The sequence below is a fragment of the uncultured Flavobacterium sp. genome (assembly GCF_963975515.1).
GTDB lineage: Bacteria > Bacteroidota > Bacteroidia > Flavobacteriales > Flavobacteriaceae > Flavobacterium.
The window spans coordinates 412,863-433,889 of sequence record NZ_CAXBGY010000002.1; the positions used below are offsets into that span (position 1 = coordinate 412,863).

16 protein-coding genes are annotated in these 21,027 nt (G+C 29.2%); 7 read left to right on the forward strand and 9 right to left on the reverse strand.

Annotated elements, in window-relative coordinates; translation table 11 throughout:
• Positions 1-2 precede the first annotated feature (2 nt).
• Positions 3-3,962, forward strand: a complete 3,960-nt coding sequence (locus AAC008_RS04315; protein ID WP_339887634.1) for a PAAR-like protein — start codon at positions 3-5, stop codon at positions 3,960-3,962.
• Between the two features lie 7 nt (positions 3,963-3,969).
• Complete coding sequence (locus tag AAC008_RS04320) at positions 3,970-4,776, forward strand: hypothetical protein (protein ID WP_339887635.1); 807 nt, start codon at positions 3,970-3,972, stop codon at positions 4,774-4,776.
• Positions 4,777-4,856: 80 nt separating this feature from the next.
• Here AAC008_RS04320 and AAC008_RS04325 read toward each other — a convergent pair whose 3' ends face one another.
• The gene (locus AAC008_RS04325) at positions 4,857-5,009 is read right to left on the reverse strand and encodes a hypothetical protein (protein WP_339887636.1); all 153 of its coding nucleotides are present in this window, start codon (positions 5,007-5,009) and stop codon (positions 4,857-4,859) included.
• Between the two features lie 647 nt (positions 5,010-5,656).
• Here AAC008_RS04325 and AAC008_RS04330 point away from each other — a divergent pair.
• Positions 5,657-6,439 (forward strand): hypothetical protein, encoded by a 783-nt coding sequence (locus tag AAC008_RS04330; RefSeq protein WP_339887638.1) that lies wholly within the window; start codon positions 5,657-5,659, stop codon positions 6,437-6,439.
• A 2-nt stretch (positions 6,440-6,441) separates the two neighbouring features.
• Here the strand turns inward: AAC008_RS04330 and AAC008_RS04335 are convergent, their stop codons facing one another.
• Genes AAC008_RS04335 through AAC008_RS04370 form a run of 8 tightly spaced genes read right to left on the reverse strand, consistent with a single transcriptional unit; the run spans position 6,442 to position 15,299 of the window.
• Positions 6,442-8,295 (reverse strand): hypothetical protein, encoded by a 1,854-nt coding sequence (locus tag AAC008_RS04335; protein WP_339887639.1) that lies wholly within the window; start codon positions 8,293-8,295, stop codon positions 6,442-6,444.
• A 12-nt stretch (positions 8,296-8,307) separates the two neighbouring features.
• Positions 8,308-8,739 (reverse strand): GPW/gp25 family protein, encoded by a 432-nt coding sequence (locus tag AAC008_RS04340; protein ID WP_339887640.1) that lies wholly within the window; start codon positions 8,737-8,739, stop codon positions 8,308-8,310.
• A complete protein-coding gene (locus AAC008_RS04345; protein WP_339887641.1) occupies positions 8,720-11,173 on the reverse strand; it encodes an ATP-dependent Clp protease ATP-binding subunit in 2,454 nt (817 codons plus the stop codon). The genes AAC008_RS04340 and AAC008_RS04345 overlap by 20 nt, the downstream gene beginning before the upstream one ends.
• Before the next feature lie 10 nt (positions 11,174-11,183).
• Complete coding sequence (gene tssO / locus AAC008_RS04350; protein WP_339887643.1) at positions 11,184-11,696, reverse strand: type VI secretion system TssO; 513 nt, start codon at positions 11,694-11,696, stop codon at positions 11,184-11,186.
• A 13-nt stretch (positions 11,697-11,709) separates the two neighbouring features.
• On the reverse strand, positions 11,710-12,900 hold the full coding sequence (locus AAC008_RS04355; RefSeq protein ID WP_339887644.1) for a hypothetical protein: 1,191 nt from the start codon (positions 12,898-12,900) through the stop codon (positions 11,710-11,712).
• A gap of 8 nt (positions 12,901-12,908) precedes the next feature.
• Entirely contained in the window at positions 12,909-13,772 is an 864-nt protein-coding gene (locus tag AAC008_RS04360) for a TssN family type VI secretion system protein (protein ID WP_339887646.1), read from the reverse strand.
• The gene (locus AAC008_RS04365) at positions 13,773-14,702 is read right to left on the reverse strand and encodes a hypothetical protein (RefSeq protein WP_339887647.1); all 930 of its coding nucleotides are present in this window, start codon (positions 14,700-14,702) and stop codon (positions 13,773-13,775) included. It lies immediately after the preceding gene.
• A 6-nt stretch (positions 14,703-14,708) separates the two neighbouring features.
• Entirely contained in the window at positions 14,709-15,299 is a 591-nt protein-coding gene (locus AAC008_RS04370) for a C40 family peptidase (protein WP_339887648.1), read from the reverse strand.
• 231 nt (positions 15,300-15,530) lie between these two features.
• Here AAC008_RS04370 and AAC008_RS04375 point away from each other — a divergent pair, with 231 nt between their 5' ends.
• From AAC008_RS04375 to AAC008_RS04390, 4 genes are all read left to right on the forward strand, one after another.
• Complete coding sequence (locus AAC008_RS04375) at positions 15,531-16,538, forward strand: PKD domain-containing protein (RefSeq protein ID WP_339887649.1); 1,008 nt, start codon at positions 15,531-15,533, stop codon at positions 16,536-16,538.
• Positions 16,539-16,690: 152 nt separating this feature from the next.
• Positions 16,691-17,668 carry a pyruvate dehydrogenase complex E1 component subunit beta gene (locus AAC008_RS04380; RefSeq protein WP_339887650.1) on the forward strand — a complete coding sequence of 326 codons (978 nt, stop codon included), beginning with the start codon at positions 16,691-16,693 and terminating at the stop codon, positions 17,666-17,668.
• 71 nt (positions 17,669-17,739) lie between these two features.
• Positions 17,740-20,217 carry a DUF5686 family protein gene (locus AAC008_RS04385; protein ID WP_339887651.1) on the forward strand — a complete coding sequence of 826 codons (2,478 nt, stop codon included), beginning with the start codon at positions 17,740-17,742 and terminating at the stop codon, positions 20,215-20,217.
• Positions 20,218-20,340: 123 nt separating this feature from the next.
• The gene (locus AAC008_RS04390; protein ID WP_339887652.1) at positions 20,341-20,946 is read left to right on the forward strand and encodes a DNA-3-methyladenine glycosylase 2 family protein; all 606 of its coding nucleotides are present in this window, start codon (positions 20,341-20,343) and stop codon (positions 20,944-20,946) included.
• Positions 20,947-21,027: the final 81 nt, after the last annotated feature.

Genomic DNA, 21,027 nt, shown 5'->3' on the forward strand with positions numbered 1-21,027 from the left:
CTATGGCAACACTAACTGAAGAAGAAAGAGACGCTAAAGTAGAGGCTAAACAGCAAGAAGCAGCCGAACAAAAAGAACAAAAAGAAGCTGAAAAAAGCGAACACGAAGACAAGTACTTTGTTGTTCACGGTGGAACATGTGTTTGTGATAAAGCAGAAGTACCAACAACAGAAGCAGAAATAGTAGTAACAAAAAACACAAAGCTGCTAATTAATTCCGACGAAAAAAAATTTGCAGCTACGGAAGAAGATACCACAATGAAACCTCCAACGTCAACTTATGGAAAATGTACACTTAAACCTTCAAGTAGCGGTAATTTACCTTGTGCACCAGCATTTATGCCAAAATGGGAAAAAGCTTATGACAAAAAAACTGTTGATGGTAAAAAAATTCTAACAGAATTATCTACACTTCAATGCACAATAGGAGGGAAAATTTCAATAAAAAAACACGGGCAAGAAGATAGCGTTGTCAAAGAACACGTAGAAAACACTAATGAAGCAGAACAAGCTTTAATTAATCCCGCAGTTCCATTACCCGTTTTAAAACCGCAATACCCTATTGTTTCAAATATTGATTTGAAAGCGATAACAGGAAGAACTGATTTTAAGGAAGTTAAATCATCAAAAGCGGATGTAAAAAAAATAAGCATTCGAGTAAACGAAGAAGCAACTTTTAACGCAAATCTTAAAAATGGTAATACTAGGCTTACCTCTTGGGTAATTTATCAAATAGATGGAAGCAAAGTTGGAAAAAAAATAATTACTAGTGAACAAATAGGAACCACTTTTAAAAACACATTTCCTACACTTGGAACCTATCGTGTTGAAGGATATGGACAACCAAAAATTGGTGAAAAAGATAAAAACTGGTCAGATTGTTCTATAGATGTAGAAGTTATAGTTAACAAACTTAATGGAACTGCTTTACAACCAAAAGGAGGAGACAGTTTTACAAGAAAAAATAGTAAAAGTGAAAATAAACTAAGAAAAGGTTTTCCAGCTACATTTGAAGCAAAATTCTTATTAGAACCAAATGCAGAAGAAATTCAAAACTTAACTATTTATGCTACTGATGGCTCTGGTAATGTAATAACATCAGGAACACAATCAGGAAATACGTTTTCATTTACACCACCTAATAGTGATGGAAAATATACTATTAATGCTACCTATACAAATCCAGAAGGTAAAATTGAAACACAAACCTTTACTGCAGCTACAGAAAGTGCTTACGTTGATGGGATTTCACATGGTGAAGAAGTAGTACGTCCCGAAACACCTATGACCTTTAAGGTTGCCAACACGCAATTTAAAACTGGAAATCTTAGTACAGATGAAGCCAATGCTGTAAAATGGAACCTTAACGGACAACTAGTAGGCAAAGGAAGTACAATTACAATTCCAGGTGTTCACTTTTTAAAAGAAGGTAAATATGTAGTAGAAGCTTATGTTAAAACGGCTAATGCAACGGGTGCAAATGCAAAAAATGAAGAAGATGATTGGCATTTTGAAGTTAAAAAGAACGATGTAGCAAATATAGTTTCTGTTGGCCAACCAAAAGTAGGAAAAACGACTCAGCTTAAAGTAGATAAATTTCTTATGCCACCTATTGCAGGAGAAAAAGTAGTTTGGAATGTTTTTGGTAAAACACTTGAAAACTCAAAAAATACTTATCCTGTTATAGATATTACACCAGGATCGGCAAGGAAAGAAAATGTTACTTGTAAAATAAACAATCAAAAAGGAGTCACTAAAAGCATTACTATTGTAGAAGCAGAAATAGTAAATGCTCATTTTACAGATAATAATGGAATTAAAATAGAAAATGCGAGTTGGGATCAAAAGGTTAATATTCTTATAGAACAAAAACACCTTATAGGAGAAGAAATCAATATAGAAGTATTTGATTATGATTACATGAGTGGTAATGATCCGGTCTATAAAAAAAACATAAAAAAGTTTGATGGAAAATTAGTTTCTTTTAAGTTAGATAAAGAAATAAAAGAAAAAACAGGAACATGGGGGAAATTATTTTTCAAAGTTACCGCTCCACATTTAACGTTAAAAAATGCAGATAAAAATTACCCAGCAAAAGATTTAAATGTAAAAGATGGAATCACTATTACAAACGCTATCATAGGAGAAGAAAACGGTTTAAAACAACATGCTATTGTAGATTATGATAAAGTAAGTTGGTTTTATGCAAACACTACAGGAATAAAAGCAGGCACAAAATTAAAAGTAGGAGTATGGGAAGCTGTTTTAGGTAGAGATGATTTTAAACTATCTTTAAAACCTACAATAGACGAAGATGGAGTTTTAAAAGCAAAAATAGACTGGAAAAACATACCAAAAATTAAAGAACCACGTAGAGTTTACATACAAGTAAAAGATGAAAACGATACCGTTTTATTTGATTCAGATGGCGGAGTAGCTTCAAAAACTGATCCATCCTCAAAAAAATCAGGTTTTAAAGGAGCTGCAACAAGCTTAGTTTTTGTCGCTGCTGCTGTCTATATGGTAGAAAATATGGCTGCTGTTGTTGTGGGAACGCAAGGAATACAAGGAACTAGTTGTGGAGAAAAATATTGTATTAAAAAAGGAGATAAAGGTGAATTGATTAGAGAGGTAAATATAAGATTAGCTGGTTTTGGTGGTAATGTACCAACAGACGAATTTACCGATAGAACTGAGAAAATGATTAAACAGTTTCAGCGAGATTATATGAAAGTTACTGAAACAGGTAAAATTTGTGGAAATGTTTTAAAATCTATAGACGAATTTTGTAATAAATGGAGTGAAAAAATATTAGATTACAAATGTTTATGCCACGCATCCGATTCAAAAGTTAAAATTGCTGATAGATGTTCTGGATATGGTAAAGGTAAAGCCAATGAACACCCTGGGATGCATAGAACTCTTTTATGGGGCACAAGTGCCTTAAGATTTTATATGTCTCAACAAAAGGTATATAAAATAGTTAGAATATCAGCAGGATATAGATGTTGGGCTCATAATAATAGTATTCCTAGAACATCTACTAATCATATGGGTAAAGCTGTTGATATTAATTTTGCAAAAGATGGAATTGTTATTACTGGTAAAAATCAAACAAACATTCCTAAATTGCAAAAAATTAGAGATAATTTTTATTCTAAGAATTTAGCTGTGGTAGAAGGTTGGTCAATGCCAAATAAAACAAATAAATTCAGATTAGAGCCTATTGGAACAGGTAAAGATCAATCTTACAGTTGGATTCATATGGATGTAACTAAATTCGATGATTATTTACTTGACAAATTTTTTATCAAAGATCAAAGTCAAATTATTGGTAAGGGATTAGTTACAATCGCTACTGAATTAGGTCTTAATAATTTATGTAGTTGTGGAGGATTTAAACCAAATAGTAGCATAAGAGCTGATGGAAAATTTAAATTTAAATATTCCCATAGTGATTTTGGGAATTTAATTGCGAAAGTTGAATCTAGAGATGACTACAATATTTGCAATAAAACTAAAGGAGGTTTGAAAATTGTTAGAAATGTCAATGTAACTAATACTAAAATCAAGGATATTGTTAAAATGCAAGAAGATAGGGATATATTTGCAGTGGGTAGATATCAACTTATCCCAAAAACCTTTGAAGGGGCAATCAAGGCATTAGGATTAGATATTAACTTAAACCTAAATGAAGAAACACAAGATAGAATATTTGATGATTATTTAATAAAGATAAAAAGACCCAAAATTATTAAATATTTGGAAAGTAATGGAACTGTCGAAGATGCTATGTATTCATCTGCTCAAGAATGGGCAAGTATTGGTGTTGAAAAAGGTAAGAAGATAAGTAAAAATAGAATTGCTGAAGGAGATGAATCTTATTATGCTGGAGATGGTTTAAATAAGGCTCATGTCACAGCCACACAAATAAAAGAAGCTCTAATAAATTCTAAAAAATAAATAAAACATGTTAAAAGCATTCATAACGTTATTTGTACTAATTACTTTTCTACATTCTTGCAAAAAATTTGAGAATTCAGTAAGCGAAGCATCAAATCCTGTACAACTTGATTCTAATTCAATCCAAAAGACAAATCATGAGTCTATAGGAAAAGAATCTTTTACTTTAAGCTGCGGTTCTGGATGTGCAATGACATATAATGAAATGGAAAAAAATATATTGGGTGGAAAAGTAGAAATTAAATATAAAGTGACACAATATATAGACGAAAAAGTTGAATATGAGTATTTTGAGACTTATTTGTTCGATTCAAATTCAAATGAAGAATTGACAGGGATTTATGAAATAGGAAAAAAAATCAACATTCTTGATAGTGATGAATATGCAGTGCGTGAAAATCTTATCGAGATTGGTTCAAAATTGTTTAAAAATGGAATTAAATCTTCAACACAACAAATTAAACTAGTTGAAGAAAACCATCCATATAAATTATTAAATCTTCCTTTCGACTTAAAGAGTTTTGTACAAAATCTGCCAGATAATCCTAATACGGTTTACACTGCATCTTTGGTGTTAAAAGAATACTTAAAGTCTATTGATTATGAAGGAGAAGATTATAGTTGTTATTTTTTGAAGAACGATATAAATAAAAAAGTATTGTTAGTTGCAATATCTAGAGGGGATTCTCAATATTATTTAGTAATAAATTCAGATGATAAAAAAATAAATAGTTTTAAAGAAATAGGCTCAATTGGAGATGAAGAACCTGCATATTTCAAAATTGATAAAAATGGAATAATTCAAGCAAAGTAAACTATTACAAACGCTATCATAGGAGAAGAAAACGTTTTAAAACAAAATGCTATTGTAGATTATAATAAAGTAAGTTGGTTTTATGCAAATACTACAGGAATAAAAGCAGGCACAAAATTAAAAGTAGGAGTATGGGAAGCTGTTTTAGGTAGAGATGATTTTAAACTATCTTTAAAACCTACAATAGATGAAGATGGAGTTTTAAATGCAAAAATAGCATACAAAAAATACATTTCACAAATGAAATCTCAACATAAAGATGTGAAAAAAATTCCTCAAAGAGTTTATGACAGAATTAAATAGACGAGATTTATATAGTAATTAGATATCACTAATGTTTGTGAAGAATCAGGATAATCCCACAACAGTTTTCAAGCTGTTCCTGAAGATGTTTTAATACCACCCTAGGTACATGTATTGTGTTATCCAATTGCTGATACACAAACAGCAGTTGTGACAGACAACAAATAAATTTATTATTCAGTTAATAAAATAATAAATGAAAGACCTTCAATTGATGAAGAACTATATAAATAAAAGACAATCAAAGATTCAATAATTGGTACATACGAACAATATTCCAATACCAAAACAGCTATTTTGTTAAATATCAATCTAAACTTAAACAAATAGAATTAAAAAATAATTCTAAAACATTAACTGAAACAATTAAGAATTTAGATATAAAATAATTGACTACAACATAATATATGAAAACAAAATTAACATAACTTTTTTCAATACTTTAAAGACAACTATATATTGACAGTTTTTCTCCAAAAATTAACCCAAAAAAATTTACATAATTAATTTTCAATTCATTATATTTGAATAGCAGATTGCTTTAAGAATTTCATTGATAACAACTTATACGTAATTTATGGTTTTTGAAATAGTTGAAGAAGTAAATATTCAAACAAATGGTTTTCTAAAGAAAGAAAAAACCAGATATATTATTAGTTTTGTCTTGTTTAATAAAACGGATGATGAACGTGTTTATGTTATAAACAAAGAAAAAATAAACACCATTCCAATTCAGGAAAATGAGTTTTTGAGTATTCAAGAAGAGTTTGAAAACCTCAATTTTCCTATAAAAATTAAAACTGACTATAAAGGTCATTTTGCAGGTTTGCACGATTACGAAAAGTGGTTGTCAGAATGGGATTTAAAAGCAGAAGCACTAATTTTAAAACACAAGAACTCTGAAAGAGTTAGAAGCGTAAAAGAAAAATATTTTGAAGTTATAAAAGATGAGGAATTTTTTACTAAAAATAAATTCAAACAGCCTGCTTGGAACATTTTTTTCTTCAATCCACCAATCGATAACGTAAATCTTCCAGATTTAGGGACAATTTTAAATTGGAATATTCGTGCTATTGGTTCAATACCTTGCGTTGGAAGAACAGCTGTTTTAAATCCAGAAGCGAAAGAAATAATTATTTCCTTTGATTCTACTCAGAAATTATCCATTAACATTACAGAAACGCTAAAACCTAAAATCAAAGCTGATATTAGATGGGACGAACAACGCGTAAAACTTCATACTGAATCACATTTTGACACTGTAGAGAAAAAAGTAAAGAAGAAAACAGCTTATTTTCAGTTTTTAATAAAAGACATCATTTCCTACACAGAAGAAGTTACAATTACACTGAAAAATTAAACTTATCGATAAACAATCCTAAAAGGCACAATGTTTAAAGCTCTTTTTTCAATCATAAGTTTTAAATCTTCACTTAAAAAATGCCATTCTTCATCAGTGTAATATTCTTTGTTCGTTTGAGTAAGTAAAATATCTATAGTAGGAGTGTATCCAATTGTGCTGTCTAAACCAGTTTGAATTCCATTGACAACTTCAATATCTTCAACAGCTTCGCCAAAATGATTTTTACATAAAATAATAATATCTTGTCTCGTTACTACTCGTTGATTCGATATTAAATTTTCTCGATAAGCATATATTTTCTCTGAATTTGTCAATTCATTTCTTCCTCCTTGCGTAGAGGAAAGTAACATAATATTGTCTTTTTCAAAATCAGAACCTTTATAAACACTAAATTTTGTAAATGTGCTTATTTTATTAGCATCATTACCATTTGTAGTCCAATATTTAATGAACAAAGTTCCTTTTTCTTTTGTTTTTTTAGTGTTTAGAACCAAATATGGATTATTCAAATTTTGCATGCCTGTTTGATTCATTTTAGTTTTAAAACGAGCAATAATTTGATTAATTTCTTTAAGATTATTATCCGTAAAATCATGACCTAAACGGCTAAAAGCAGCAGCTTCATCTCTAATTAAATCAATTAAATAGTTGATTTCTTCGGCAGCATTTCTTTCGTCAAAACGAGCTACACCACCAAAACGCAGATAAGCATAGTTTTCATCTTCAGGTTCATCATTATTGGTAATTACATCAAAATTTTTATTTCTGTCATTCATCACAGAAAAAAGTTCTAAAAAGTAATCATCATTTAATTTTAAAGGGTAAATATCTAATAGTTCTTTAATATTACCTTGAGTCTCATTTAACTTCTTATTAATAACTGGAAAGCAATTGTTGGAACAAAAGATATCAGATAAAATATCAGGTCCAATAACGTTGGGAAATTCAATTTTTAGCCAAATTAAACTTTTATCTTCTTTCATTTTTTCCAACTCTTTCGAAGGAATAAATTCTTCAAATTCTGATGGAAATTCATAATGAGATTCATCAATAGTGATGCTTTCATTAATCGTTATAAAATTTTTAAAATAAAAATCATTGGTATGTTCTTCAATTTTTTTAATATGATAAATATCGTGTTGCTTTAAATCATATTTAACTTTTTTGGTTTCATCATCATTGTTATACCCTTTACTTATTGTTAAAGGAATATTATTTAAAGACCATTTTGCTCTAGGTAAAAAATGAAAAAACTTATTGCGTTCGTGAATGTTTTTTAGATAAAAATAAAACATTAAGTCTCTCATTATACCATCACCTTCATGCTTTAAACCTAACCAAATTGTTCCATGAGGAGTTTTATTTGTAAAATTTTTTTCGCTTACAAATTCTCTAAATTGATTTTTTTCTATGTTTTGAACACCACTTGGTAGCACTACATAATTCAATTTATTTCTATTTAATTTAACCGGAATTGTAGGTCCAAAATGATAATTTTTAATAATATTTTCAATTGGATTATAAGGATTTATTTCTTTTTTCTGAAGAAAAAACTGATGATGTTCATTTAAAACACTTTCGTTTTCAACAGGATAAGCTCTTAAGATTCCTCTTGCTGGAGTTGCTTTTGTGGCAGAAGTTGGCGTTAAAATATCAACTAATCTTTCAGTCATTCTACGTCTACTAGAAAATATTTCATTTGAAATCTTCTCTAATTCTTTAGCACAAACATCAAAAAGTAAGTTTACAATTGGATCAAATACGTTTTCTAACTCCACGTCATTGTATCCCCATTGTTTTGCGGCACGTTTCAGTAAACGGTCTTTTATTTGATCTTTTGATAATTGATTCATTCAGTCAAAATTTTATTTAAATGAAAATGGAGCTAAAAAATAAGAACTCTTGTAATAATAAGGCTGATTGGTCTCTTTAATGATACCATAAACCACAATATCTAATCTTTTTTTAACTCTAATATTAGTTTCGTAACTCAAAGTATTTTCATTTACTCCAAGGGTTACTTCTGTTACTTTTAATCTTTTTTCGTATTGATTTACCTTTTCATGAACAGATTCTTTTATTAAATCTTTCAACTGATTTGGGTTAGCTAATAAGTTAAAATCAGTATCCCAAATAACAGTCCCAAATTCTGGATCGTATTTGTATTCACCAAAAATGGTGGTAATAATTACCGAAATAAATTGCGCTAACGATTCTTCAATGGTCACTTTTGTAGCGTCTTCACCGGTTGTTAATTTAGTATAATCAAAAGGAAGTTTATAAAATAGCTCGTTCATTTGTTATCGTAAATTTTAACTCGTCGTTTTTGTCAAGTGTCACGTTTACTGTGTCACCTTTCACTATTTCATTAGCAATAATCATCCTAGACAATGGTCTTTTTAGTTTATTTCTAATCGTTCCTTTAATTGGTCTTGCTCCATATTCTGGACTAAAACCCATTAAAGATATTTTTTCTTTATCTTTTTCGCTAATGGTTAAAGTAATTTCAAGTTTTTCTAATAATTGAAGCAATTCTTTCTTAAGATGAATGTCAAAAATTCTAGAAACGCTCTTTACATTAATAGGTGCAAACGGAATAATTTCGGTTAAACGTCCTAAGAATTCAGGTCTAAAATGTCCTGTCATTAATTGAATTAAGTCATTCGATTTTGGAACAACATCTTTCTCAAAAGATTTAACTATATAATCAGATCCAATATTTGATGTAAATAGAACAACAGAATTAGAGAAATCACCTTCTTTTCCTAATCTATCATGTAATTTTCCTTCATCTAATATCTGAAGAAATACATCAAAAACAGATTTATGTGCTTTTTCAATTTCATCAAATAAAACTATTGAATAAGGTTTTTGTCTAATTTTATTAACCAATAAACCACCTTCTTCATAACCAACATAGCCTGGAGGAGCACCATATAATAAAGCAGCTGAATGTTCTTCTTTAAATTCGGACATGTCTAGTCTAATAATTGCACTTTCATCTCCAAATAAGAAATCAGCTAAGGATTTAGCTAATTCTGTTTTTCCTGTTCCTGTTGGACCTAAAAAGAAAAATGACCCAATTGGTTGTCCTGGCTTTGTTAATCCAGATCTTGATTCCATTATAGCATCAGCTACAACTTTAACAGCATGATCTTGACCAATAACTCTTTTCTTAAGCGTGTTTTCAATGTCTAATAACTTTTCTCTTTCATCAGACTTTACTTTTCCAGCTGGAATTCCAGTTATATCTGAAACAACTATCGATAAATGTGAGGCTAAAACTTCATTGTCTTGTTCTTCTAGTTTTTCTAAATTTTCTAAAAGTGATTGTATGTAAGTAACTTTATCATCAAAGGAAGGTTTCGCTTTAAATTCTGAGGTAGTTTGTTCCGTTTCGTTTAATAGTTTTCCGGTTTTTTGTAAAATATCAGAAAATAACCATTCTGTTTTTTCAACTTTTTCTTCGAGAACTTCTATAGCATGTAAAGCTTCTGATTGTGTTCTTAAATTTGGAATTTCTTTTTTTATAGTTTCTTTAGCAACTTTTAAAGATGACATGGTTCTATCAATCAAATCTAAAGCCGAATCGGGTAACGATTTTTCTTTTAAATAACGTTTTGATAATCGAATCGCTTCTCGTTGTCCATCTTCATCAATTGTAAAATCATGATGATTTTGGTAGGATTCAATAATGCTAGTTATCATTCTAAAAGCTAATTCTTCATTTGGTTCAGCTATTTCAAGTGTTTCAAACCTTCTTGACAAAGCATCATCTTTTGCTAATGTTTTTCTAAACTTTTCTGAAGTTGTTGCACCAATAAAAGTAATATCTCCTTTTGAAAGTTCTGATTTTATAATACTTGCAATTCCGGAACCTTGATTAGTGTCAAATAATTCATGAATATCATCAATGAAAAGAATTGGCTTTTCGTATTTTTTTAAGTCGTTGAATATTTTTTGCAAACGATCTTCAACTTCACCTTTGTAAGATGCACCAGCAAATAGAGCACCTATGTTTATTTCGTAAACGCTCGCGTTATCAAAAGCATCTAATATAGTTTTAGTTGCTATTTTTCTACAAAAACCATCTATTAAAGCCGATTTTCCAACACCAGGTTCACCTGTAATAATTACATGAGGTTTTAATTTTCGGTTTAAAATCTCTGTAATCGTTTTTAATTCTTCATCTCTACCAATAATAACATGTGTTTCACTAGTAGATGTATTTTGAAGTTTGTCTATGCAATACTTGGACAAAGCACTTCCACCCGAAGAAGGAGAAGCAATATTCAAATCTGGTTGAGCAATACCGTTTCCAGTTTGATAAATATCTAGTATTGTGGCACCAGTTAAAGGCAAAGATTTTAATTGATCGTGTGAAAATCCAACTCCAGCAGTTAATAATGCTGCTAAAATTGCAGGAAATTCATTGTTTTCTCCAAGTTTTTTTTCAATTAGTTCAGCTTCTTCTAAAACAATTATTGCTGAAGAATCTGCATTTGGCGTATCATTTGGTTTTGAAACTTTTGGGTATTCACTTATTCTAATATCAGCCCATTCGTCTAAATAAAAAACATCAACACCTTTTGAATCTAATTCTTTTAAAAAATCAAATTGCGGATTTAAAAGCGCTTTTAATAAATGAGCAGCATAATACTTATCATTAAAATTGTCTTTAGCATATTGTTGGGCAATATGTATAATTTGAGTGGTAGATTCTGTTGACATTTAATTGAGTTTATCTGTTACGGCTAACCATTTCACACATTTGCAATTGACGTGATAAATCTTTGTTTTCATCAGCAAGTTCTTTCAATTCTTTGTCCATCTTATCAATTTCTTTTTTAGAATCATTGATTTGTAGCAGTTTCTTTTTAGTGTTGACATAAGTCTTGTAAGTCAAAATTACATTTTGATATAATTTTGGATCAACAATACTATCGTTCGGAATTATTTCTTTTAATTGAACCAATTCAAAATTTATTGATTGTTCAATATATTGAAAACTATCAGGAGCAGCATCAAGAGAATCAACTAATTTATTTATTTCTTCAATTTTGTTTGAAAATTCTTTATTAAATGAAAACTGCATGTTCATTTTGTCATTTTCATGTTTTAACACTTCATTTTCCTTAATAGGTAATTTGTAATTAAAGAAAATAGCTGTTATAAGCACTATCATTGTTATAAGAAACATCAGTAGAAAAAGCATAAAAGCATTAAAACGCTCTTTTTTATTTAGGATATCCATAATATATTGTTTATTAGTCAGCTAAAAAAGTTGGTGATGATTCTGGACTATCATTGTCGTTATTGTTAGAACCGAATAGACCACTTGTTTTACGTTCGTTTTTTAAGACGTTTTCATTTACGAAAATTCCAGCATCACGTTTTTTACCAATGTAATCTAATTGGTTCAAAATTGAGAATAACTGATCAACTTTTGTCATAAAATCTTGGATTTGGACAACAATTGGTTCAATGTCATAAGCCTTATACTTTACGTTAATTGTGTCTGTAAAAAGTTTTTCATATTCACCACTACTAATTTCTGTCCATTCAGAAAAATAATTAAAAAGCATTTCTTTTCCATCACCTGAAAAATAATCAAAACTATTTTTTATAGCTCTACTTAAGGTGATTACACTTTCTAACAAGTCAATTGGTTTTAAATTATAATTAACCCATTTGTTCTTTGTAATCTGTAATTCAATATTGCGAAGTGCTTTATCACATACTTCAAAAACCATATTTGAAATCAAATTTTCATCTTCAGAATTATTTCTGAATTTTATCTTGCGATTGATTTGAATAGCATAAAATTCCAATTGTTTGAAAAACAAATCATAGCTTTCATATAGACCAATTAAACTTGGATGACTGTTTAGCGTTAAACAAGGTGGTATATAAGTCGTCAAAATCTCAAAGTTATTTGCAGAAGTTTTAAATTTTGCAATTGGAAACTGTAATGGCCCAATATTATTTTGATTTACTTCGCCTTCAATAACACTTGAAATAGTATATTTTGATAATGCATGAGGAAAACGAGGTGGAACTTCTTCCATGTTTTGTTCGCCAGATGGAACTCTGGAAAAAGGATCAACATTAAGCATTAAGTAATAATTGTTTTCTTTTTTGTCTAAACTTTTTAATTCAATTTTTTCAGAAAATTCTCCAGTATAGTCAGTTATTTCTATGCGTCCTCCAGCTGGTGTGACAGCTTTAAGCATTTTTATATCAATGCTTAATTCATTATGAGTATCAATTGAGATAGCATACTGAAATGGTCTACTTAAAGGAGTAGATAATAAGCCATAATGCAGTTCGTTAACTTCAAGATTACGAGCATCTCTAATTAAGTCTTCCATATTGTCTTGAAATTCAATAAAGTGATTTTTATTGATTTTCATTCCATCGATCCAGTTTACTGGAAAATGTTTTATATTTTCTGCCATAATTAATGTTATATACGTTGGCAAATTATAGTTGTGCCATCTTTAATGTTGTTAGTGTCAATAGCCAAGTCAGGATCAATGTATTCTGCTGAACTAAACCATTTTGGTTTTGTGTAAAAGTACCATCCAAAGGGTTGATTTTTCTCATCTAAGAAATGTATTTGACTATTTGGATTTTTTACATTATAATCGTTTATGAAATAATAGAACAAGCGTCCATAATCAATTGCTCTTGGAGCTTTAACCTTAAAGTTGATGATTTGTTTGTCATCTGCTTTTTTCTGAAAAACTAAATTAAGGATAATTATATTTCTCATTTCAGATATTTTTGGACTTGGATATCTATCATTCATAGGGTAAAACCATCGTTTGTGGAGTTTTACAGGAATTGAAATTGAATATTCAAATAACTGATAACATAGTAAGGGTAATATAAAGAATAATAAAGTGCTTAGTAAGTATATGAAATATTGACCTTCATCAAAGTATTTAGTAATTACTATTAAGAATCCTGCAATAAAAAACAGGGTGCAAATTGTAATAACAACTTCTTGCCAAAACTTTTTAGCTTCAAACTTTTTAAAAACATCATAAAACACTTTTAAATGTGCAATTCCTGCAACAGTCATATATACTTGTAAGGATATAAAACGTTGATTTAAAGAAGTGCCTTTTAAATTATATAGAATTAGTGAAAATATGATATAAACGACTACCTGAATTAGTATGTATAAGAAAAATTTCTTTTTTTCTTGTCTCAGTTTGGGTACTTTAGAGCCAATAAGCATAAACAATACATATCCAAATGCTAATATTAGCAATAGATATAATAGTTGTTCTCCTCCATTTATTTGATTTAAATATTTTTTCATTTATAATATTGTTGATATGCCTAATCTAGCTTTAAATTTTTGATCATCCATTGAAAATTTCTGGTCCTTTTTCTTTAAAAGAACCTCAAAAGTATACTGTACATGAAAGGGTAAAAATAAATTAAAAAAACTATTTAAAAAAGAATGCATAGTTTGATTTTCAAAGTAATTACTCAAGTTGTTAGAATTTTTTAAGGGTCCAATAATAAAGTTATATTTTTTTAGGTAAATTTCTTGGTTACTTTCTAATGTAGTATTAATACCCATTATAAAATCTTCTTCAACTTCATTAACATCACTTACGTTTTCTAGTTTAATATTGTTTGAAGTAAAAGTAACTTTTTCTTCAATAATTTCTTCTAAAATTAAAATAATTTCTTCAATGTTTTGATTGGCATTTTCCTTCTGCTGAAGTAAGGCATAAAACATCTTAACAACTAAAGTGTCTGGAATGTTTTTTTCAAAAACTAAAATAGATTTAATAATGTCTACAAGACCATTTGCTCTTAGATTTAAAAAAAAATCAGATTCATTTTTTTCAATTGCATGTCTAAATCTAAAAAGCTCATTTTCTATAGGATTAAAAAAATGCCTAGCTTCTTTTTCTTCTTTTTTTCGGATTTTAAATTCTTCAACCGGATTCGTAGTAGAGCCTGATTGTCTAAAATTGTGTGAGAAGCTTTCAGGTAAAACATCATAAAAGCCATCTCTACTAATATCAATGTTTAAAACATCAGAATTGTTAGAGTCTAAAGAAATATTCATTCTGTCTTTACTGAATTTTCTATAAAACAATCCATTTGGTTTAATCACAACATTAAAATCGTCAATTATGTTGTTTTCAAACAATGCCTCAAGAATAAGTTCGGTTTTTAAATCAAATGAAGTTAAATGCCTTTGATTTTTTATGATTTTTTTTTCTTCTGACATAATTATTTAGGGTTTTTTTAAGCGACCCGAAACTACATAAAACTTTCTCCAATAAGGACTGTTTAAGTCTGATATGGATGCTCCTCCAGACAAATTTGCATTAAAAAATTTATTGTTCTTTAAATATATTCCTACATGCGATATTATTTTTTCATCGGTTATTCTAAAAAAAACCAAATCTCCTTCTCTTAAATGTTTTCTTGATTTAAATTGTTCTATATTTTTATCAAAACCCATTTCGGCAGCTGTTCTGGGTAGGTTGTAGTTATATACTTTGTTAAACAAACGTTGCATAAGTGCTGAGCAATCAATACCAGATTTAGTTTCTCCTCCATAAACATAATTGGTTCCTTCCCATTCTTTTAGAAATTTATATAATTTTCCGTCCAGAATTTCTTCTTTTTCAACACCAATTTTATTAGCAAAGTAAACTTTATCTTCTTCAGGTAGCGGTTCGTAAATAACATAATCAGACACGTTGCCAGCTGGTTCTTGGTAGACCGTGTCTTCATTAAAAAAAGATGATTTCTTTTGTGAACCACAGCTTAATAATAAAAGACTAAAGAATAATAGGAATATGTTTTTTGTTTTAAGCATAAAAAAGTATTCATTAAATCAAATACAATAGTAAGAATTTTTATTTAAAATTGCAAGGGTTTAGCTATAAAATTGCAAGGTGTTTTTGTGCTTTTTAACTTGTTTTTTTTAAGTAGATTGTAATGTTAATTAAAAATAGTTTTAATTAAAATCGTTATGTTTTTAAAAGAAAATTCATATTTTTGAAAAAAGTTACCTTACAAACTTATCCATTTAATAAAATATCCCTAAATGTTTATTTTAGAACAGCTTAAAAAATATTTTGATTTAAAAGTTTTACTTCTATTTGCATCAATTTTAATGCTTTCTATTGTTGCTATTTTATTTAAATACACCAATGATGAGGAATGTGTGCTAAATGATTTTAATATTGAAGCAGACTCTTTTGTTGTAGGTGATTTAATAATTTTTTCAGACAATTCTAAAAACTCTAATTCTTGGCGATGGTATTTTGGCGATAGTACGCAAATTTCATTTAGATCTAAAGTAGCTCATTCTTTTGAAAACGAAGGAGAATATATAGTTAAGCTAATTGTAAATAATAAGTGCAAGATAGAAAAGCTTGTAAAAATTCTTCCACGAACTTATAGTGTCAATAAAAGACTAATGCCAAAATTTAATTTGCCCTCACACATATTAGAAGGCGAAAAGTTGGAATTTAAAGACAATACAGAAGGAGCAAAATCTTGGGAATGGCGTTTTGGAGAAAGTAATAAAATTGATTCTTTTGATAAGAATGCTTCTTATACTTATGGAATTCCAGGAAAAAAAACGGTTTCTTTAGTTGTAAATGGCGACTACAAACACGTAACCATAAAAGAGATTTTTGTTATTCCTAAAAAAGTAGAAAAAGAAAAAAGAGAAAAATATAAAAGTGATGTTCCTTGGAATCCTTTTCAGAACATACAAGACGCTCCAACTGAAGAGCCAGAAAAAGAGCCCATAAAAAAAGTAGTTAGAGGTCCAGAAATAAAAGATACGGATAGCGATAGATTAATTGAAATATTAAAATTAGTTCGTGAGGACAAAATAACATATGACAATTTTTTAAAATACTTCTGTGTTTATAATTTGCCTGTAGTAGTTTATAAAGACGCCGAAACTTCTTCAGTAAAAGATTTTTATTATGCCGTCAAGAAGAATAATGTAAAAATTAAAGACGTAAAAATTAGTAAAGATGCTGATGATTGCATCAGAGTTATTACAATTACTGATAAAAAGTATAAATCTGTTTTTTAATTTTCAACAAAATACAAAATAAATTTTATTAGAATTTTAATTTACGAAAAGGTTATAGTTGGTAAAACATCTTTTTATTTGAATTTGAATTATAATTATGGAATATTTTTTTACTATTTTTGCCTTTCAATATGATTTTAAGAATTTAATATATGAGAACAATACAATTCAGAGAAGCTATTTGCGAAGCAATGAGCGAAGAAATGCGTAGAGACGAATCTGTTTACTTAATGGGTGAAGAAGTAGCTGAATATAATGGAGCTTATAAGGCTTCTAAAGGAATGCTAGATGAATTTGGACCAAAACGTGTTATTGATACGCCAATTGCTGAACTTGGTTTTGCTGGTATAGCTGTTGGTTCCGCTATGAACGGTTGTCGTCCAATTGTTGAATATATGACGTTTAACTTCTCATTAGTTGGTATTGATCAAATTATTAATAACGCAGCAAAAATGCGTCAAATGTCAGCTGGACAGTTTCCAATGCCAATGGTATTTAGAGGGCCAACTGCTTCTGCTGGTCAATTAGGAGCGACTCACTCTCAAGCTTTTGAAAACTGGTTTGCAAATACACCTGGTTTAAAAGTCGTAGTTCCTTCAAATGTTTATGATGCAAAAGGTTTATTAAAAGCCGCAATTCGTGATAATGATCCAGTTATTTTCATGGAATCTGAACAAATGTATGGAGATAAAGGTGAAGTGCCAGAAGGTGATTATACAATTCCTTTAGGAGTGGCTGATATCAAAAGAGAAGGGACTGATGTAACAATCGTTTCTTTCGGAAAAATCATAAAAGAAGCTTTTACTGCAGCAGATGAATTAGCTAAAGAAGGTATTTCTTGTGAAATTATCGACTTAAGAACGGTTCGTCCAATGGATTATGACACTATTATAAATTCAGTTAAAAAAACAAATAGATTAGTAGTTTTAGAAGAAGCTTGGCCTTTTGCAAGTGTTGCTTCAGAAATTACATATATGGTTCAAGAAAGAGCTTTTGACTTTTTAGATGCTCCAATTCAAAGAATCACAACTGCAGATACTCCAGCGCCATATTCTCCAACTTTATTGAAAGAATGGTTGCCAAATTCTGAAGATGTAATTAAAGCTGTAAAGAAAGTTACATATAAATAAAAATAATCTTTATATATTTGAAACTTCATCAGGTTTAACTGGTGAAGTTTTTTATTTAAAATATACCCCAAATGAAATTTAGATTTCTATATTTTTTACTCTTTATAGCTTCAATATCAGTAGCTCAAACGAAAGTTGGAGGTAAGGTAGTTGATGAATTTAATGAACCAGTGGCTTTTGCCAACGTAATTTTTAAAAACTCTAAAGAAGGAGTTATTACGGATGAAAATGGTAATTTTTATTTTGAATCTAAAGAAAATTATTCAACTCTAATTATTTCTTTTATTGGATATGAGTCAGTCGAGGTTCCATTAAAACCAGGACTAACAAGTAATATTAGAGCAGTTTTAAAAGAAGGTGTAACCTTAAGAGATGTAGTAGTATATTCAGGAAAAACCTCAAAGAAAAATAATCCAGCCATAGATATCTTGAGGAAAATTTGGGAACGTAGAAGAAAAAACGGACTTCAAATGTTTGATCAATACCAATATGATAAATATGAAAAAGTAGAGTTTGACATGAATTCTATTGACAGTACTTTTATGGCTAATAAAGTCTTTAAAGGCCTAGAGTTTGTGTTTGAACAAATGGATACTTCTAGAATTACAGGAAAAGCATTTTTGCCTATTTTCATTAACGAAGAACTAAGTGAAGTCTATGGAGATAATGTTAATAATAAAAAGAAAGAGGTTTTAAAAGCAAATAAAAATTCAGGATTAGGAAGCAGTAATGGTGTAAACGCATTTATAAAAGATTTGTATGCAGATTATGATATTTATAATAACTATCTAAAATTCTTCGACAAAGATTTTGTTAGCCCACTTTCAAGAACCGGAATTAATGTATATAATTATGTATTAAGTGATAGTACTTTTATAGATAATAAATGGTGTTACAATATTGTATATTACCCAAGAAGAAAGGGTGAATTAACTTTTAAAGGAGATTTTTGGGTAAACGATACAACTTGGGCTATCAAAAAAATAAACCTAGAAGCTAACAAAAGCGCCAACATTAACTGGGTAAAAGAAATTTACATCGAACAAGAATTTGACGTTTTAAACGATTCAGTTTTCTTATTGAAAAGAGATCATATGATGTCAGACTTTAGTTTTTCTAAGAAAGAAGAATCGAAAGGGGTTTATGGTAAACGAACAACTTTGTTTAAAAATCATCAATTTAATATTCCAAAAGAAACTGCTTTTTATAAAGAAGAAGTGAATTATTATGATAAAAAAGCATTTAATCAAACCGATGAATTTTGGGCAGAAAACCGATTTGAAGAATTAAACGATAATGAATCCGGAATATATAACTTACTAGATACTTTAATGACGGTTCCTAAATTTAGGAGAGTTTATGATTTAGTCACCATTTTAGGTAGTGGTTATATACAAGTTGGAAATATAGATATAGGACCAATATTTTCTACATTTGGATATAATGATGTAGAAGGACAACGTTTGCGCTTTGGAGGAAGAACTTATTTTGGAACAAACGATCCATGGAGAATTCAAGCTTACACAGCATACGGATTTAAAGATGATAAATTCAAATATGGAGTTTCAGGTAAATGGTTAGTTAATAAAAAAAATCGATTAATCCTTTCTGGAGGAAATAGAAGAGATGTAGAGCAAATAGGAGTGAGTTTAACCACTTCAAACGACGTTTTAGGACGAAGTTTTGCATCATCATCATTCTTCTCAAGCGGAACAAATAATAAACTAACAAATGTTAATTTAACAAATGTAGGAGTTGCAATTGAACCAGTTAAAAATCTAGTTTTACAAACCAATTTTTCATACAGAACGCTTGAATCTGCTTCTAACGATTTTAGTTTAGATTATTTTACAGACAATACTTTTACAACAACAAAAGGAACTTTAAAACAATCCGAAATCAATTTAGTTGGAGAATATACTCCAAAAAGAAGAACTATTGGCTACGGTGTTGAACGTCAAGATGTCGATGATAATTATGCACGATTATTTTTAAGTTACAGCCAAGGTTTTAAAGGGGTAATAAATAGTGATTTTGACTATCAAAAAGTACAGTTTTATTATAGACAACCAGTTTTAGTAGGAGGTTTTGGTAGATTATTCACAACTTTAGAAGTTGGAAAAACTTTCGGTCAAGTTCCTTTAGGTTTATTGGGAGTTGTGCCAGGAAATCAATCTTATTTTGTAATCGACAATACTTATAATTTATTGAATTACTATGACTTTGTAGCCGATGAATATGCTTCATTACATTTTGAGCACCACTTTAACGGAAGATTGTTTTCTAGAATTCCATTTTTACAAAAATTAAATTGGAGAGAAATTGTCGGAATAAAAACCGTTTACGGAACCGTTTCAGACGAAAATCGACAAATAAACGCATCTGGCTTAGTGTATCAAACACCAGACAAAGTGTATTGGGAATATCATGCAGGAATTGGAAACATTTTTAAAGTATTTCGTTTAGATTTCGCTTGGAGAGGAAATTATTTCGATATTCCAGATGCAAATAAATTTACAGTAAAAGGGTCATTCGGTTTCTATTTTTAATTTGGGTGTTCCCTTTCAGGTCGCGTCTTCCACTATATCTTTTTTGTTCATGTCATACTGAGTTTGTATAAGTAAGAACAAAAAAGGATGCCGTTCCAACCGCTAACACAAACCTCGTAAAAGTTGAAAAAATCAATTCCATATTTACTAAAGAAAGACAAAGTATTTCAACAAATAGTTGATTTATATGGAGAACCAACAATTTCAACGCGTCCAGAGGGTTTTGAATCGCTTTGCAAATTAATTATTGAACAACAAGTTTCATTAGCTTCAGCCAAAGCTTGTTATTTAAAAATGGAATCCTTTTTAGGAAAAGTAACTCCTCAAAACATCATAAAAACTTCCGATGAAGATTTAAGAAACAACTCTGTTTCCAAACAAAAAACAGTTTATTTAAAAGAACTTTCAAAAGCAATTATAAATAAAGAATTAGATTTAGAAACACTTTCACAAAAAACAGAAGAACAAATAAAAGCTGAACTTATAGCAATTAAAGGAATTGGCAATTGGACAGCAGAAGTCTATATAATGTTTTGTCTTCAAAAAGAAGATGTTTTCCCAATTGGAGATATTGCACTTCAAAACACCTTAAAAGAATTATTTCCTATAACCACAAAAGAAGAAATGATAACTTTATCAGAAAATTGGAAACCAAATCGCTCTTTAGCAACCTATTTTTTTTGGCATTATTACCTAAAGAAAAGAAATAGAGAACCTTTAATTTACTAGCAAACCTGATAATGTATATTTATTTTACAATTTAGAGAAAAATAAAAGCATTTTTTTCTTTTAAAAATGTTAGAATTTGTA

Excerpts from the sequence above, each read along its gene's own strand:
- AAC008_RS04385 (WP_339887651.1), top strand. The coding sequence starts at position 17,740 with ATGAAATTTAGATTTCTATATTTTTTACTCTTTATAGCTTCAATATCA.
- AAC008_RS04360 (WP_339887646.1), bottom strand. The coding sequence starts at position 13,772 with ATGAAAAAATATTTAAATCAAATAAATGGAGGAGAACAACTATTATAT.
- AAC008_RS04325 (WP_339887636.1), bottom strand. The coding sequence starts at position 5,009 with ATGTATTTTTTGTATGCTATTTTTGCATTTAAAACTCCATCTTCATCT.
- AAC008_RS04315 (WP_339887634.1), top strand. The coding sequence starts at position 3 with ATGGCAACACTAACTGAAGAAGAAAGAGACGCTAAAGTAGAGGCTAAA.
- AAC008_RS04380 (WP_339887650.1), top strand. The coding sequence starts at position 16,691 with ATGAGAACAATACAATTCAGAGAAGCTATTTGCGAAGCAATGAGCGAA.
- AAC008_RS04345 (WP_339887641.1), bottom strand. The coding sequence starts at position 11,173 with ATGTCAACAGAATCTACCACTCAAATTATACATATTGCCCAACAATAT.
- AAC008_RS04335 (WP_339887639.1), bottom strand. The coding sequence starts at position 8,295 with ATGAATCAATTATCAAAAGATCAAATAAAAGACCGTTTACTGAAACGT.
- AAC008_RS04330 (WP_339887638.1), top strand. The coding sequence starts at position 5,657 with ATGGTTTTTGAAATAGTTGAAGAAGTAAATATTCAAACAAATGGTTTT.
- AAC008_RS04355 (WP_339887644.1), bottom strand. The coding sequence starts at position 12,900 with ATGGCAGAAAATATAAAACATTTTCCAGTAAACTGGATCGATGGAATG.
- AAC008_RS04320 (WP_339887635.1), top strand. The coding sequence starts at position 3,970 with ATGTTAAAAGCATTCATAACGTTATTTGTACTAATTACTTTTCTACAT.
- AAC008_RS04365 (WP_339887647.1), bottom strand. The coding sequence starts at position 14,702 with ATGTCAGAAGAAAAAAAAATCATAAAAAATCAAAGGCATTTAACTTCA.
- AAC008_RS04340 (WP_339887640.1), bottom strand. The coding sequence starts at position 8,739 with ATGAACGAGCTATTTTATAAACTTCCTTTTGATTATACTAAATTAACA.
- AAC008_RS04370 (WP_339887648.1), bottom strand. The coding sequence starts at position 15,299 with ATGCTTAAAACAAAAAACATATTCCTATTATTCTTTAGTCTTTTATTA.
- tssO (WP_339887643.1), bottom strand. The coding sequence starts at position 11,696 with ATGGATATCCTAAATAAAAAAGAGCGTTTTAATGCTTTTATGCTTTTT.
- AAC008_RS04375 (WP_339887649.1), top strand. The coding sequence starts at position 15,531 with ATGTTTATTTTAGAACAGCTTAAAAAATATTTTGATTTAAAAGTTTTA.